This is a genomic window from Nocardiopsis sp. RV163 (assembly GCF_001029525.1).
In the GTDB taxonomy this organism is placed as follows: domain Bacteria; phylum Actinomycetota; class Actinomycetes; order Streptosporangiales; family Streptosporangiaceae; genus Nocardiopsis; species Nocardiopsis dassonvillei.
This window is the reverse complement of sequence record NZ_LEKI01000136.1, coordinates 1-15862: the sequence shown is the minus strand read 5'-3', so window position 1 is coordinate 15862 and position 15862 is coordinate 1. Positions and strand designations below refer to the sequence as shown.

Genomic DNA, 15862 nt, shown 5'->3' with positions numbered 1-15862 from the left:
GGGCGGGACCGCGTGCGCAGCGCGTTACCGCCCCAGCCGAGGACCGGACCCGCCAGGGCGGCGGCGGTCAGCCAGAAGAACGTCCCCCCAGGTGAGGCGGAGAACCCGCGCAGGACTGAAGCGAGGTCGTAGCCGAGGACCATCGCCGCCAGCGACAGCACGCCAGCGGTGGCGCAGACCCACGGGCGCGGGGAGAACATGCCGAGCAGGAGTGCGACCAGGCTCCAGCTCCCGGCCGAGTTCGCCAGCGGGGCCAGTCCGTGGGGAAGCAGTCCCTGCGCGTAGGAGGTCAGGAATCCCGCGAGGAGCCCCGCGCCGACGGCCGCCCCCAGAGGGGCCGGCAGTGTGCTCGTGAAAGCGGGTACGGGCGCGGTCGCGGGCTTCTCCGTGTCTGCGGCCATGCGGCCATGGGGTATGTCCCGTTCGCTCGTCGCGTGCTCGCCACGGACAGGGCGGCCTGTCCTCACAGGGGTCAACGCCGTGCACAGCTTCCCCGGTTCGTCGGGCTCCGACCATACCGCCGTCGGCGTGGAGGGTCTGGCCGTCGGCCCAGCGGCCGGGCCCGGCGGGGAAGGGGACCGCCCCGGCGCACCCTCCCGGCCGCCTGCTGGTTGACGACGAAGGCGCCCCGGACGCTGGTCCGGCGCATGCGGTCCAGGTCGGCCAGATCGGGGTCGGCCACGGGTGTCCACGACCGTGATCCCGACGGGGTCGACGACGGGGCCCACGCCGCCGAACCGCTCCTCGACCGCGTCGAAGGCCGCGCGTACGGCGTCCCCTCCCGCGACGTCGGTCCGCAGCGCGACGGCGCTGCCGCCCGCGGCGACGGCACCGCGAAGGACACGGAAGCGGAACAACGGCGACGGCATGGCAACCGGCGGCACGTGTCGCGCGTGGAAGGGGAGGACACCGTGCGAACCATGCTCGGGAGCGCTCCCAAAACGATCCTCGACGGGGGTCCGCGTTCCCGGCTCCGACCGGGAGCGGAGGGCGCGACGTGTCCGCGATCGGGACGACCGCCGTCGTTCCCGTCGGGCGCACCCCGGAGAAACGCTCCCCTTTCTCCCGCGCCCCGACCGTCCGCCCCTTCGCACCAGTCCGCATTCCCCACCAGTACGAAGACTCCGGAACGGAACACCCGAGATGCCGAGAAGTCCCCAGACCCCCTCACTGCTCCTGAGAGGGGCCTGCGCCTCCACCTCCGCCCTCCTGGCCTTCGGGCTGCTGCCCGCCGCCCCCGCGCTGGCCGAGACCGCCGTCAACCCCGTGTCCGGCAATCAGGGCTTCCTGGTGGTCACCGAAGGCGACGCGGTCCTGGCGGGCAACGAGTCCGAGGGAGCCGTCGCGGTCGGCGGCGACCTCGTGTTCGGCGACTACAACGTCGCCGCCCACACACCCGGTTCTTACACCGCCGAGGGCGACGGGCACCCCGCCGCCCTCCTGGTGAACGGCCGGGTGGACTTCGGCTCCAGCGAGGGCGACCTCAAGGTGCTCCAGAGCGGGTACGTCAAGGTCGGCGCCGCCGAGGACGCAGACATCAGCACGACGGACCGCAACGGCGCCCAGGTCGACACCGTGGTCGCCGGTCGCGAGGGCCGTGAGAGCACGCCGAGGATCTCGCTCACCGTCCGCCAGCCGCAGGAGTCCGTCACCGGCGCGGCCCTGGACGTCGCGGGCCTGTTCCCCGCCTACCGCGAGCGCTCCGCCGGACTCGCCGCCTGCGAGGGCGGGGTGGTCCCGCTGCGGACGGGCGACGGCTCCGAGGCCCTGCCTCCCTTCGACCGGGGCGCCAACGTCACCCTGCCGCTGGTCCCGGGCGCCCAGAACGTGTGGAACGTCGCCGCCGAGGACCTGGCCGCCCTGGAGGTCATCACCTTCGAGGACAAGCCCGGCCCGGACGCGCCGCTCCTCGTCAACGTCGACACCTCGGGCGTGGACGGGCGGTTCGAGTGGCGCACCCCCAACATGGCCGGGATCGGTCTGGAGGAGGCCCGCTACGTCCTGTTCAACTTCGGGGACGCCGCTTCCGTCACCTTCACCCCCGACAGCCGGACCCTGGAGGGCACCGTCTTCGCTCCCGACGCGAAGGTGAGCTGGCTGTCGCCGAGCAACATCGAGGGCAACGTAGTCGCCTCATCATTCGAGCACGGCTCCCTGTCCGCGGGCGTCGTCGGCAACGGTGAGCTGCACAACGGCGACTTCTCCGCGGAGCTGACGCCGTGCGGGCCCGGCGGGGGCGAGACCCCCGAGGAGCCGGGAGAGCCCGAGCCGACCCCCGGCGGCGAGGAGCCCGGGGCCCCCGGGGAGGAGCAGCCGACCGAGGGCCCCGTCACGGAGGAGACGCCCGGCGAGGAGCCCTCCGCCTCCCCGTCACCCGAGCGGGCGGCCGGGTCGGACGGCGGTCTGGCCGTGACCGGCTCGAGCCTGTGGGGGCTGGTCGGCGCGGCGGTGGTGGCGATCGGGGCCGGTGTGGCGGCCTTCGTTTTCACCAGGCGCAGGAAGTCCGGATCCTCCGTCTGAGGAGGGTCCGGGCGAGCGGCGGCACGGGACGCGCGCCGCTCCTGTGACGGGTGACCGGGGCGGCGGCCAAAGCCTCGGCGGCGGCCGCCGGAGTGGCGCGCGGGGCCCCGATCCGGGTGGTCGGGGCCCCGGCGTTCACCGGGGCGCCTCGGGGTCCGGCCCCCGCCCGTCCGGCTCGGGGTACTCCTCGCGGATGCGCAGCGCCAGCTCGGTGAAACCGCCCCGCTCCAGGACGACCACCTGTTCGTGGACGAACTTCGCGCGCTCCTCGACGTCCTCGAAGGAGTCGACCAGTCCGCGCAGGATGGCCACCTGCACGTCGCGTTCGGCCGACTCGGGGCCTTCGTCGGCGGGCCACCAGTAACTCTCGTACCCCTCTTCGTCGACGTCGCTGCCCGGTCCCGGGGAGGGGCCGGGCCCGTCGTCCCCGCCGAGGCCGAGCGGGTCGTCCAGCGGGTCGAGACCGCCGAAGGCCTCCAGGCCCGCGTCAACGGCCGACGGCGGAGGGACCTCCGGGCGCGGGGAAGGCGGGGCGGTCGGACGCGGGGCAGGCGCCCGGCCGACACGGGCGGGCGGGAGGTCCTCGAACTCCTCCTCCGCGTCGCGGACGGCCTCGCGCAGCTCGCGGTCCTTGCGCAGGGCGGCCATGCGGCGCAGCCGTTCGGCGTCCTCCTCCGGCGGGCGCAGGCTCACCTCCTCCGCCCACACCACGACCCCGGCGCCGGTGACCGCCGTCTCCACCGCGAGCCGGGCGGCCAGTTCGCACTCGGCCGTCCCGTGGTCGCCGGGTTCGACGCCGCGGGCCAGCGCGGACGCTCGGGTGACCACCGCCAGGACGGCGGGGGCGACCGGGTTGCGCAGGCTCAGGTCCACGTGGCCCTCCCAGCGCCAGTGGACCACGGCGGAGAACACCAGGTCGTAGTCCTGTGCGGCGCTGGGCAGCGCGACCGGGCGAATCCGGGTGCCGCGCGCGCCGCCGCGTTCGCCGAAGGCGCGGAGCGTTCCGTCCGGTCCGGCGTGGACCCGAGCGGAAGAGGAGTCGGCGGTCGCGTCGGCGGCGTTCGGCGCCGCCGCGGGTGACGCGGCGTCACCGAAGTGCACGGCGAGGGCGCCCAGAACCAGCACGACCGGAATCCACAGCAGGGTCCACAGACCGATCAGGGGGTACAGGACACAGGGCACGACGACCACGACCGCGGCGGCGGCCACGAGGTGCGCGCGGGCCAGGGGGGTGACGGGGGTGACGGTGTGCCTCCTCTCGCGGCGCGGTCGCACGGGCCGGACCCGTTCGGGCGAACGGGGCTCCGCGGCGCGGCACGGTCCTGGGCGAACCGGCGCGATCCCTTCCGGCGACATCCGACAGTCTGCCCCAGATCCGGAGCGGACGCGTCACGAACGGGCGCACGCGCCTTCCGGGCACGTCGCATCCACCGGGCGGACCTCATGACGCGGGCCCCGAACGGTGCTTTCCCGCGCCTCCCAAGCGCCCTCTGATCCCCGTCCTCCTACTCATCCCCCGGTGCACCCGCGAGGCCCTCACCCCACCGGAAACCGCGATCCCGCCAGCCCCCGCGGAACCAACGCCCCGAAGACGGTTCCCGGGCCCGCCGGGCGAACACCCGACCAAGGGAACGTGTCCCCCGCACCCCTGTTGGGCGAACACCTGCCGCCGTGTCGGCTCCGGGGTCGCCTCGGGTCCTCGAGACGGCACAGAATGCGGTCATCCCCCGCGACTCACCCCCGGACACACCCCCGTCCACTCCTCGTCGCCGAGTCCGCTCTCGGAGCCAGCCCATGTTCTCAGCACCCGCCCGGACCGGACGCCGTTTCCGGCCCGAGGTCCAGGGTCTGCGCGCCGTCGCCGTCCTCCTGGTCCTCGTCTACCACCTCGACCCCGCCCTGCTGCCGGGCGGTTACGTCGGCGTCGACGTGTTCTTCGTGATCTCCGGCTTCCTCATCACGTCGCTGCTGTACCGCGAGGCCACCGAGCACGGCAAGGTGTCGATCGGCGGCTTCTACGTGCGCCGCATCCGGCGCCTCCTACCCGCAGCGACGACGGTGCTCCTGGTCACCGGTGGGGCCGCGCTCTTCCTGCTGCCCGTCACCCGCCTGGTCGACACCGCCTGGCAGTTGGTGGCGTCGGCCGCCTACGTGGAGAACCTCTACCTGGCCCAGCAGGCGGTGGACTACCTGGCCGCGGACGACCCGCCCAGCCCCGTCCAGCACTTCTGGTCGCTGTCGGTGGAGGAGCAGTTCTACCTGGTGTGGCCGCTCCTGTTCGCGGTGTGGTCCCTGGCCCGGCGGCGCCGACGGGCCACCGCCGGAACCCTCACCGTCCTGCTGGGCGCGGTGCTGGTGCTGTCCCTGGCCTGCTCGGCGCTGCTGACCTCGCAGGAGGCGGCCTCGGCGTACTTCCTGCCGACGACCCGCGCCTGGGAGCTGGCCGTCGGCGGCCTGCTCGCGATCGGGCTGGCTCACGGCGGCCTGCCCGAGCGCTGGCGCGCGCCCCTGGGCTGGCTGGGCCTGGTCGCCATCGTCGGTTCCGCTGTGGCCTATGACGACGCCACGCCCTTCCCCGGCTGGGCGGCGGTCCTGCCGGTCCTGGGCGGCGCGGCGGTGATCGCCGCCGAGGACTCCCCCGTCAGGCTGTCCGCGTCCCGGCTGCTGAGCACCGCGCCCGCCCGGTGGATCGGCGACGTGTCCTACTCGCTGTACCTGTGGCACTGGCCGCTGATCGTCTTCGCGCTGGTGCTGCTCGGGCGGGAGAGCCTGGGCGCGGCGGAGGCGCTGGCGGTCGCGGTCGCGGCCGTGCTGCTGGCCTGGGCGACCAAGGTGTGGGTGGAGGACCCGGTGCGCGACCGCGGCCTGGTCCGCCGCGGCCGCTCCGCCCTGGCCGTGGCCGCGGCGGGCGCGGTGACCGTGGCCGCGGTGAGCGGCGCGGTGTACGTGCGGGCCGACCAGGAGCGGTCGGTGACCTTCGACCCGGCGGTGCACACCGGCCCCGCCGCCCTCGGGCAGACCGCCGACGCGGGGCCGCTCTACCCCTCCCCCGTCGACGCGGAGGACGACGTGCCCACGCTGTACGACGACGACTGCCAGGCCTCGCACTCCGATACCGACCCCTCGGACCCGTGCGTGTACGGCCCCGAGGACGCCACCCGGGACGTGGCCGTGCTCGGGGACTCGCACAGCGCCCAGTGGGTCACCGCCCTGGAGGGGCTGGCAGAGGAGCGCGGCTGGCGGCTGCACCTGTACACCAAGTCCTCGTGCGCCTTCACCGACACCGTGATGAAGGGTCCCGACGGGGGCCCCTACACGGCGTGCGGCGACTGGAACCGCGCGGTGGTCGGCGAACTGGAGGAGCTTCGGCCGGACCTGGTGTTCACCAGCTCCTCCACCGCCAGCGACCCGGCCGAGGAGACCACCCCGGAGGAGGACCTGGTCGTGGTGGCCGAGGGCATGAACCGGCTGTGGGAGGAGGTGGCCCGGGTCAGCGGCGAGATCGTGGCGCTGCGCGACACCCCGCGCGCCCGCCGGGACGTGGTGGAGTGCGTGGCGGCCAACCTGGAGGACCCGTCACCGTGCGAGCGGTCCCAGCGGGAGGCGCTCCAGGACGCCGACCCGCAGGAGGTCGCGGCACGCGAGTCCGGAGGCGAGGTGCACTGGGTCGACCTCACCGACCGGTTCTGCGTGGACGGGGGGTGCCCGGCGGTGATCGGCAACGTGATGGTCTACCGCGACTCCGGGCACATCACCAGCACCTACATCGACCTGCTCACCGATGACCTGGCCGCGAGGACGGACGAGGCGCTGGAGTCCTGAGCGCGCCCCGCACGGGCAGCGCGGGAAAGGCGCGAAACGGCACAGGAAATCGCGCCATGACGCCTTCCCTCGCGCGCGACACCCCTTTTCTCATGAAACGAGAAAAGGGGTGTTTTTCTTGGCTGATGTCGCAGTATGCGAATTTAAAACCGTTTCTGCGCACGCAATAAGAGCCCGTGGACACGCGCGCCCCCGAAAGGCCCGTGTTCTCCCCGTCAACGCACGCATGAGGGGTATGCTCGTGACCCGAAACGGCCGCACGGGGAGAACACGGGAAATCCCCGGCCGTGAAAGGCGGAGCCGATGCAGGGACACGAAGCGACCGGGACCGGCGGGGCGGGAGCGATCACCGCCTCCGGCCCCCGAAGAGCCGCGTGAACTGACCGGCACCGCCTCCGGGTCCCGCCGCCCACCCCCCTCACCGGACCGTACGACCACGACCACACGAGGGGAGCGGGATCGCACGATGCCCTGGGACGCACAGGAACGCACACGCTACGAGGACGAGGTGCTGGTGGCCGCGCGCGCCCACGGGCTGCCCGCGGACCTGTTCACGCGCTACGGTGTCGAGCCCCGCCTGGAGCTGCGGTTGTGCGCCGACCCGTCCGCGTTCACCGAGCACGTCGAAGAGGTGTGCGCCCACTGGCGCGCGCTCCGGAGCAGCCGCCGCTCCCTGAGGGAGGTGCTGGACGGCCTCATCGCCGAGCACGAGCGGCTGGAGGACGAGGGCGCGCTCACACACGCCCACTTCCGTCAGGTCCGCGCCGACGAGGCCCAGCGGGTCCTGGACGCGTGGTCCGAGATCGCCGGGGGCCTGACGACAGCGCTCCTGGACCGCGACACCCTCCGTTCGATGATCGCGCCGGTCGGCGTCACCGAGGCCGACGCCGAACGCGTCCTGCTCGAACACGGTGTGAGCGTCGTGGACCGGCTTCCCGGACTGGAGGACTCCCCTCCCGAGGACACCCTGCGCGTCCTGCGCGGGCACCTGCGCACCAGGGGCGTGCCCTTCTCCCCCATGGAGGTCTTCGGCGAGCAGCGCCTGGCCGAGGGTTTCAGCGTGCTGGACGGCTTCCGGCTCCACGACGGCACCGCCCTGGACAAGGCCGCCCTCGACGAGGCGGTCCAGCGCGTACGGCTGGAACCGGAGTCCGAGGGCAGGGCGGCGGCCGAGGACCTGCTGGAGATCCTGCGCGCCGAGGGGGACCGGGTCGACGCCCTCGTGCTGGGGGAGGTCGTCGAGGACCTGCGGGAGCGCCCGGAGGCCCCGGACGAGTCCGGCCTGGCCCGTCACTGGGTCGGCCGGGGGCTGTACGAGGAGGAGGCGCTGCTGCTGGCCGCGGCCGTGCGGCGGTCCGCCTCCGGCGCCGAAGCGCCCGCCCGGGCGGAGCGCGACGTGCACGACCTGCTCGCGGACAACCTCCTGCGCCAGGCGCAGGAGGCAGCCGAGGACCTGCCCGAGGACCACGACCTGCACGAGCGCCTGCGCGCGCGGATGCAGCAGGTGGAGGAGCTGACCGCGCAGGCCGAGCGGGCGCTGCGCGCGGGCGACCGGGAGGAGGCCGCCCGGGCCCTGGCCGCGGCGGCGGACGCCGCCGCCGACGACGAGGCGCTCGCCGCCCGGCTCGGCGAGGTGGCGACGCCGCCGCCGCGCGGTGTGGAGGCCCGGGTCGCCGGCCGGAGCGTGGTGGTCTCCTGGCAGCCCGCTCCCGGGCCGGGCGGATCGGTCACCTACCGGGTGACGCGGCGCACAGGGCGGGACGGGAGCGCACGCGAGGCCTTGGTGGGCGAGTCGTCGGGCAACGAGGTCACCGACACCGGGGCGCCCGTGGGAGCGGAGGCGCGCTACGCGGTGGTGGCGGTGCGCGAGGACCTCGGGGTGTCGGAGGAGGCGTCGTCCGCGCCGGTGATGATCGCGCCGGAGGTCTCCTCGCTGCGGGTGCGCGCCGGGGAGCGGTCGGTGTCCGGGTCCTGGCGGGCCCCCGCGGAGGCGGTGCGCGTGGAGGTGCTGCGCGGTGTGGGGGCGCCGCCGCGCGGGGCGGGCGACGGCGTGCGCGTGGAGACGGACGGGTCGGGGTTCTGCGACACCGACGTCGAAACGGACGTGGAGTACCACTACCGGATCCGCGCGGTCTACGTGACCTCGAACGGGCACGCGCGGGGGTCGGCGGGGCTCGTGCGCCGGGCCAGCCCGGGCCCGTGCCCGGAAGCGGTGCGGGACCTGTCCGTGGTGCCGGACGGCGGCGCGGACTTCCGGGCCTCGTGGACGCGGCCCTCCCGGGGGAGGGTCGTGCTGCGGGTCGGGGAGGAGCCGCCCGAGTGGCCCCTCGGCACGGTGGTCGGCCCCGACGACCTGGAGTCCTACGGCCGTGAGGTGGCCCAGACCCCGGTGGCCGAGGACGGGGGGTCCCCTGAGGGCAGCGGGGCCGGCAGGAGCGCAGGGACGGGTGTTCGCGCCGGTGCGGGTCGGCCCTCGGGGCCGGTGAACGGCCACGCGGACCCCGCTCGCGGGGGGACGCCCGGCGAGGAGAGGGAGGGCGTGCGCGTGCTCGGGCCCGGGGAGAGGAGCACGGGCCGCACCCGCAACGCCCCCGTCCAGGAGACCCGTGCGCCGCACGCGCCGCGCACCGGCGCCGCGGTGCCCGAGGAGGGCAGGGCCCGTCCCCGCGAGGACGCGTTCCACGACACGGGCCAGCCGCGCACCGCCCCTTCCGAGGAGACGGGAGCGCGTCCCGGCCCGGGCGCGTTCCGCGCCGCGGGCCAGCCGCGCACAGCGCCCTTCGAGGAGGGCGGGCACGGGGAGACCGGGGGCATCCGCGGTCTGGAGCCGGACGAGGGGAGCCCCGCCCGGGCCCGAGGCGCCGACCAGGGCACGGACTCCCCGCTCGGAGGCTTCGCGGACGGGGATGGGGAGGGGTTCCGGATCCTGGCCCCCGGGGAACGGCCCTCAGGGCAGACCCGTACCACTCCCGACCAGGACAGTCGTACCCCGCACGCGTCCTCCGGCGGCTCCGCGGCGCCCGGAGGCTCCGCGGGCGACCGTGCTCCCGGCACGGCGCAGAAACCCGGTAACCGCGTTCGCAGTGTCGGGAGGCACGCCAAGCCCTCCCCCGCCGCGGAGTCCACGGCCCCGGCGGACACCGGGGCGGGGGACGGCGCTCCCGCGCGCACCGGGGCCAACGCCCGCGACGGGCGCGAGCGCCCGGTGAACGCCCAGGCGGCCCCCCAGGCGGACGGAGCCGACCTGCCGCGCGTGACGCTGCCGTCTCCGCCCGCGGGAGGGGAGGGCGAGGGCGCCCGCGTGTTCGGCTCCGCGGAGCGGACCGGCGCCGACTCCCATGACGGCGAGACCCGCACGGCGAACCCGCCTTCGCACCACGCGGCCGCGGGCTGCCGACCGGGGAGCGGACCGGTGGCGCACCCGCAGGACGTCGCCCCCCACGACCGCGCCGAGGGCCGCGCCGCCACGGGCCTGCTCACGGACGCGGCGCCCCGAGGGGCCGGGGGGCACGGTGGTACGGCCACGCGCTCCGGACCCGAGAGGCCCGAAGGTCCGGGGGCGACCGGCGACCGGGTTGCGGGAGGCCCTGACGCGCCCGGAGGCACGCACGGAGGACACGCGAAGGCCGGGGCTCCCGAGGCCGTAGGGAACCGCGGGGCATCAGCGACTCCCGATACCGCGGGGGCTCCTGACACGGAAACGGGCACCAGCACACAGGGGAGCCTCAGAGCAGGAACGGCCGGAAACCCCGGGCCGACGGCGGCCACCGGCGCCACGCACAACGCCTCCGGAACGGCAGCGCCCACCGGTGCGCCGGGGAACCCCGGAACGACCGGGAACCGTGGGTCAGCCGCGCAAGCTGGTACTCAGGGGGTTCCCGGGGCACCAGCGGCCGGTGCGGCCCCGTGGAACCGCGGGGCGTCCGCCACCGCGGTAGCCGGGAAGCGCATGACCGCGGCAGAGGAGCAGGGCGCGCACCAGGCGCAGGCACCTCGGGAGGAACGGGAGCGGGTGGCGTTCACCCTGGAGTCGGGCACCAACCACGTCCTGGCGGTGACGGTGGCGGGCGACCAGGCGGTCGTGGGCGTCTCCGTGCGGGTGACCGCGGCACCGCCCGTGGAGGGGCTGCGCGCGGAGCGGTTCGACACCTCGGTCCGGCTCGGGTGGACCTGGCCCGAGGACGCCTGCGCGGCGATCGTCTCCTGGCGCCCCGAGGAGCGCGGCACCGAGACCTGGACCGGCGGCCGACTGCGCTGCACCCGCCGCCAGTACTCCTCCGACGGGGGCTTCGAGACTCTCATGGGCCCCGAGTCGGTGCGGGTGGAGGTGCGCGCCGTCGTCCCCTTCGAGGGCGGGGAGGCGGTGAGCTCCGCCGCGAGCGTCACCGTTCCCGGCCGGGCGGTGCTCGACTACCGCGTGGAGTCGGCGGGCCTGCTGCGCCGGGACCGGGTGGTCCACCTGGTCGCGGAGGAGGACTGCACCATGCCCGAGGTGGTCGTGGTGTACGCCGACGGCCCGGTGCAGCCGCACGCCGCCGACCAGGGGACGGTGCTGGCGATCCTGCCCGCCCAGTACCTTTCGGCGGGCGAGTGGGTCTCGGTGCGCGTACGGCCACCGCGGGGCACGGGCCAGGGCTGGCTGATGTGCTTCCCGGCTGACGACGACGGGCGGGGGGTGCGGCTGCGCCAGCCCCCGGTGAGGGAGCTGAGGTGCTGAGGAGCCTGGACGCCGTACGCTCGCTGATCCCCGTCGAGGGCCGCCTCCTGGTGTGCCCCTACTGCTACTCGCGGTTCGCCGAGCGCCGCATCCGCTTCCGGTGCACGGGGCGCCCGGGGCCGGACGGGCGGGTGTGCGCCCCGGTGGAGGACGCCGCGATCCGCGCCCAACTGGGGCGGCGCGAACGGCTGCCGCCGGTCTTCGAGGCCGACGGTCGCAGCGCCCGGGCGGTGTGCCCGGAGTGCGCGTCGACCACCGGCAGACAGGTGTGCGCCACCTGCCACGCCCAGCTCCCCGTGAACTTCGGACGCATCCGCAGCCGGATGATCGCCCTGGTCGGGGCGCGCGACGCGGGCAAGACGGTGTTCATGACAGTGCTCATCCACGAGCTGATGAACCGCGTGGGCTCGCGGTTCGACGCGTCGGTTGGGGGGTCGGACGACCAGACCCGGCACCGGTTCCACGCCGACTACGAGACCCCGCTCTACGAGGAGGCGCGGCTGCTCGGCGCCACCAGGCGCACCGGGGTCACCCGCGAACCGCTGGTGTTCCGGTTCACCACCCAGCGCCGGGGGCTGGGCGGCAGGCGGCCGCAGCACACGCTGCTGTCGTTCTTCGACACCGCCGGGGAGGACCTGACCTCCGGGGAGAGCGTGGAGGCGAACCTGCGCTACCTCAACAGCGCCGACGGGATCATCCTCCTGCTGGACCCGCTCCGGATGGAGGGCACCCGCCGGCTGTCCGGGGCGGGCGGGCGGCCGCCCGCCCCGGACACGGCGCGGAACCGGCCGCTGGACGTGCTGGGGCGCGTCACCGACCTGCTGATGAGCCGCCCCGGAGCCGTCAACAGGCTGATCCAGGTGCCCATGGCGGTGTGCCTGACCAAGATCGACGCGCTGCACGGCGAGCTGGACGAGGGCTCGCCGCTGCACCGGCCGCAGCCCACCGCGCCCTTCTTCGACGAGTCCGACAGCCAGGACGTGCACGCCCAGATCCAGCAGCTGCTGCACCGGTGGGACGGCGGCGGGGTGGACGGCCACGTGCGCAACCACTACCGCAACGCCCGCTACTTCGGGGTGTCGGCCCTGGGCGGCGTCCCCGACGCGGGCAACCGTGTGCGCGGCGGGGTGCGCCCCTACCGGGTCGCCGACCCGTTTCTGTGGATGCTCAGCGAGTTCGGGGTCATCCCCTCGCGCGAGGCGTCCTGATCCGGAGCCCGGCCCGGCGGACCCGTCGGTCCTCGGTGCACGGGCACCTGTGAACCACCACCGATCCACAACCAGACCCCCCGCGACAACCAGACCGAAGGGGTGCGCCGATGGGCTTCGCGCAGCTGTACTACACCTCGTGCGAGCACGGCCTGTCCGGTTACGCCGGGTACCAGTTCAACGCGGCGACACCCGGGGTGGACCCCCGGGTGCTCAGGGAGGTCGAGCGGTTCACCGTGTACGAGCCGCCCCGGTCCCGCGAGCGCGTCGACGAGCATCCGGTCAACCTGTGCTACTCCCCCGACGTGGGCGGGGTGCCTGTGGTGAGCCGTGTGGTCTCCAGCGGCGACGACCCGTCCGGGAGGCCGGGCAACTACTTCGCGCACAGCCTGGTGGCGCCGGGGCCCGAGGAGTCCGGCCCGCTGCCCGCGGAGCTGTGGGGGGCCGACTTCTGGGCGGAGGAGCCGGTCGGCGACCCCGGCCTGTCCGAACTGGCGGAGCTGACGGCGCCGGAGGTCGGCCCCGGCCCGCTGGACCGCCGGCGCACAGACGCGTGGGTGCGGAGCCGCCCGGAGGAGTTGGTGGCGCGGCTGCTGCTCGCCGCCGACGACGCCGTTGACGGCTCACGTCCGCTGGTGCTGGTGGCCGACAGCGCGTCCGTGGCGCACTGGGTGGCGGCCCTGAGCCACCTGCTTCCGCCTCGGCGGGCACGGCTTCTGTCGTTCGCGACCTACTGCGGAGACCCCGACGAGGCGCTCGTGCAGCTCGTCGGCGTCGCGCCCGGCTCCGACACCGCGCTGTGGCGTACCAGGTTCACTGTGTACGACCCGGAGCAGGAACCGCCGGACGCGCTCCCCGAACCCGATCCCCGTGCGCGGGTCGTGGCCGACCGGCTGGTCCGGCTGGGCACGCGCCGGGCGGCGGCGCTGTGGCACAGGGCGCGGCCGTACGCCTCGGGCCGCGAGGGCACGCTGGCGGACTGGCTCCCGGTGCTGGCCGCGGCGTCCCTGCTGGCCGCGGACGCTCCCGCGCGCGAGGACCTGCGGGAGGTGCGCGAATGGCTCCCCGAGGCCGTGGAGTGGCTCGCCCCCGGGGACGCGGCGGCGCTGGTCCACCGGATCCTGGACGCCGACGCCGCGGCGCCGGGAGGGGCCCGCGTAGGGATGGAGGTCGGCGACCGGAGGACGGACCGGAAGCTGGTGGGCGCCGTGTCCGGCCGTTCCTCGGACGGTTTGGCTGGCGGGTCGGTCGGCGTAGTGCCCTGCGGTGACAGGGGCGAGGCGTCCGGCGGGGAACGGGGCGGGCCGTCCGGAAGGGGCCTGAACGGGACCTCCGGGGCCGCCGCTCTGCTCACCGAGCCGTCGACGGGAGTGCTCGACACCGCTGACCTGGCCGGGCTGCAGCGGGTGGCGCACCGGCTGGGCGGCGCGGACGGGGCCACCGAACGACTCGAACACGTGATCGTCCGCCGTTCCCTGGACGACATCGCCGCGGGAGGGGGCGCCCCCGCGGTGACGCCGATGCGCACGGAGTCGGTGCGCCGCGCGGCGCGGAAGCGGGTCGCCGCCCTGCTGGACGGCGAGTGCGGCGAACTCGCCCCCGACCGGGCGGTGGTGCTGCTGCGCTGGGCCCGGGCCAGCGGCCTGCCGCCCTGCGAGGAGAGCATGGAGCGCTACGGCGGCGTGGTGCTCGCCCCGTCGCTGGCCGCCTCTCACCTGCCCTCCCCGGAGGCCCGTGCGCTGGTCGCCGCCCACCCCGGGGTGCGCCGGGGCGCGGCCGCGCACCTGGCCTCGCTGCCCCGCGAGAGGTTGTCGGCCCTCGCCGCCGGGCCGGTGGGCGCCCTGTTCGCCAACGACCGCGACGGGTCCAGCGCCCCGCTGCGCGAGCTGCGGCTACTGGCCACCGACCCCCGAAGCGACCTTCCGGGGCTGCTGTCGTACCTGGTGTCCGTGCGCCGGGAGGGCCGGGCGGCGGGCGCCGCCGGGCTCGCAGCGCACGACCTGGACGAGGAGCTGCTCACCGAAGTGTGGGGGCCCGGGCATGGGGCGCGGGCCGCCCTGCTGGTCCTGCGGGTGCTGCGCCCCGGGATCCTGGTGGCGCCGGGAGTGGGCGGCTGGGTGGCCGAGGCGATGGCGGCGCCCCCCGGGGCGGGCCAGGAACGGACGTGGCGGGAGCTGGTGGACGAGGTGTCCCGGCACTGGCTGCGGACCCGGCTTCCCGATTCCGGCCGACGGGTCGTCATGGAGTGGTCCGAGGTCCGCCCGTCCCTGGTCGCACTGCGCGCGGCCGGTGAGGACCGGGCACATGAGCGCCTCGCCGCCGTGTACGCGGCCGTGCGGGGGACCCATCCGGCGGTGGAGGAGGTGGCCTGGCGACTGGTGGTGCGCGTGCTGCTGGGGTGGGGTCAGTGCTCGCTGCTGGCCGAGGCCCTGCGGGACTGCCCGGCACGGGTTTTCGAGGCCTACGGGGAGGCGGTGTCGGCCCGGCTGGCCGACGACCGGCCGGACACGGCCACGGCCGCCCTGGTGTACCGGGCGACGAGGCACCGGGTCCTGGCCGGGCACGGGCGTGCCGGGCGCCTGGACGCGTCGGTGCTCGCACCGGCCGTGGGCGGTTGGCGGCGGCGCCACCTGGCGAGGATGCGCAGACAGCTGCCGCGCGAGTCGGCGGCCGGTTTCGACGAGTGGGCGCGGCGCTCGCGCGAACCGCGCGGGCGCGGGTTCCTGGGGTTGGGTTCGCGGTCGGGCGAGCGGCGGCCGTGAGGGGGGCGGCGCGGTCGCGGCGCGACGACGACGGCGGCGCGCGGATCGGAGCGGCGCTCCTGATCGCCGTCGGCGCGGGCCTGGGCCTGCTGGTCGTCTACCTGCTGCGGTGGTGGCTGCTCGCGGGACTGGTGAGCGCCGTGGTGCTCGGGGGAGGCGCCGCCCTCCTGGTCGGATGGTGCGTGCTGGTGGTCTCATACCTGCGCCGCGTGCGTGAGGTGATGTGGGCGGGCGACCACCCGGACGAGCCGCTGCCCGGCACCCGGGACGACCCCGCGCACTTGGCCTACCACGGCGGTCCGGCCTGGTGGGACCTGCGCGCGGTGGTGGGGCGAAGCTGGAACGCCGCGGCGCCCTGGAGCGTGTTCCTGCTGCCGCAGTTCCTGGTGCACGCCCTGGTGGTGGGCCTCTACCTGGCCTCGGCGTGGAGCGCCGTCGGAGCGCTGCGGCTCGCCGACTCGGGATTGCTCCTGGTGCGCCGGATCCGGATGGTGTGCCCGGGATGCTTCCTGCGGCTGGGTTACCCGGCCTACCTGTGCGCGCGCTGCGGTCGGCGGCACGGCTCCATCCGCCCCGGCGGGCGGGGGCTGTGGCGCCGGGAGTGCCTGTGCGGAGCGCGCCTGCCCACGCTGCTCCTGCTGGGTTCGGCCGGCCTGGAGGCGCGTTGTCCGCACTGCGACCGGGGGCTGGAGCACCGTCCGGGCGAGGCCAGGGAGTCGCGGTGCGCGGGGCGGTGCTCGTCGCGCGCGGCGGCGCTGTCGGGGGCGTAGGTGTAGGTGACGGCGAAGATCGCCATGGTTTTCCTCCCGGGGTGTGGGGCACGTGCGCGTGGA

Annotated in this window: 8 protein-coding genes; 6 read left to right on the top strand and 2 right to left on the bottom strand. The window is 75.4% G+C overall.

The features are described from left to right. A partial coding sequence (locus ABD54_RS20525) for a DUF6518 family protein (protein WP_047871144.1) occupies window positions 1-401 on the bottom strand: 401 nt, incomplete at its 3' end. A 742-nt stretch (window positions 402-1143) separates the two neighbouring features. Between ABD54_RS20525 and ABD54_RS20520 the strand changes: the two genes are divergently transcribed. Next, entirely contained in the window at window positions 1144-2520 is a 1377-nt protein-coding gene (locus ABD54_RS20520) for a choice-of-anchor A family protein (RefSeq protein WP_047871143.1), read from the top strand. Between the two features lie 135 nt (window positions 2521-2655). Here the strand turns inward: ABD54_RS20520 and ABD54_RS20515 are convergent, their stop codons facing one another. Beyond that, the gene (locus tag ABD54_RS20515; protein WP_053063631.1) at window positions 2656-3795 is read right to left on the bottom strand and encodes a hypothetical protein; all 1140 of its coding nucleotides are present in this window, start codon (window positions 3793-3795) and stop codon (window positions 2656-2658) included. Window positions 3796-4314: 519 nt separating this feature from the next. Between ABD54_RS20515 and ABD54_RS20510 the strand changes: the two genes are divergently transcribed. The 5 genes from ABD54_RS20510 to ABD54_RS20490 all read left to right on the top strand — a co-directional run bounded on the left by ABD54_RS20510 (window position 4315) and on the right by ABD54_RS20490 (window position 15799). Beyond that, window positions 4315-6342: an acyltransferase family protein gene (locus ABD54_RS20510; protein ID WP_047871142.1), complete on the top strand. Its 2028-nt coding sequence runs from the start codon at window positions 4315-4317 to the stop codon at window positions 6340-6342. Between the two features lie 466 nt (window positions 6343-6808). Beyond that, window positions 6809-11059 carry a hypothetical protein gene (locus tag ABD54_RS28055; protein WP_047871141.1) on the top strand — a complete coding sequence of 1417 codons (4251 nt, stop codon included), beginning with the start codon at window positions 6809-6811 and terminating at the stop codon, window positions 11057-11059. Continuing rightward, a complete protein-coding gene (locus ABD54_RS20500) occupies window positions 11053-12267 on the top strand; it encodes a hypothetical protein (protein ID WP_200904156.1) in 1215 nt (404 codons plus the stop codon). Before ABD54_RS28055 ends, ABD54_RS20500 begins: the two co-directional genes overlap by 7 nt. A gap of 110 nt (window positions 12268-12377) precedes the next feature. Continuing rightward, window positions 12378-15029: a GTPase-associated protein 1-related protein gene (locus ABD54_RS20495; RefSeq protein WP_047871140.1), complete on the top strand. Its 2652-nt coding sequence runs from the start codon at window positions 12378-12380 to the stop codon at window positions 15027-15029. Continuing rightward, a complete protein-coding gene (locus ABD54_RS20490; RefSeq protein ID WP_235432133.1) occupies window positions 15026-15799 on the top strand; it encodes a hypothetical protein in 774 nt (257 codons plus the stop codon). The genes ABD54_RS20495 and ABD54_RS20490 overlap by 4 nt, the downstream gene beginning before the upstream one ends. Window positions 15800-15862 lie beyond the last annotated feature (63 nt).

What these genes read in the sequence shown, in the direction of transcription:
- ABD54_RS20520 (WP_047871143.1), top strand. Translation starts at nt 1,144, where the DNA reads ATGCCGAGAAGTCCCCAGACCCCCTCACTGCTCCTGAGAGGGGCCTGC.
- ABD54_RS20510 (WP_047871142.1), top strand. Translation starts at nt 4,315, where the DNA reads ATGTTCTCAGCACCCGCCCGGACCGGACGCCGTTTCCGGCCCGAGGTC.
- ABD54_RS20495 (WP_047871140.1), top strand. Translation starts at nt 12,378, where the DNA reads ATGGGCTTCGCGCAGCTGTACTACACCTCGTGCGAGCACGGCCTGTCC.
- ABD54_RS28055 (WP_047871141.1), top strand. Translation starts at nt 6,809, where the DNA reads ATGCCCTGGGACGCACAGGAACGCACACGCTACGAGGACGAGGTGCTG.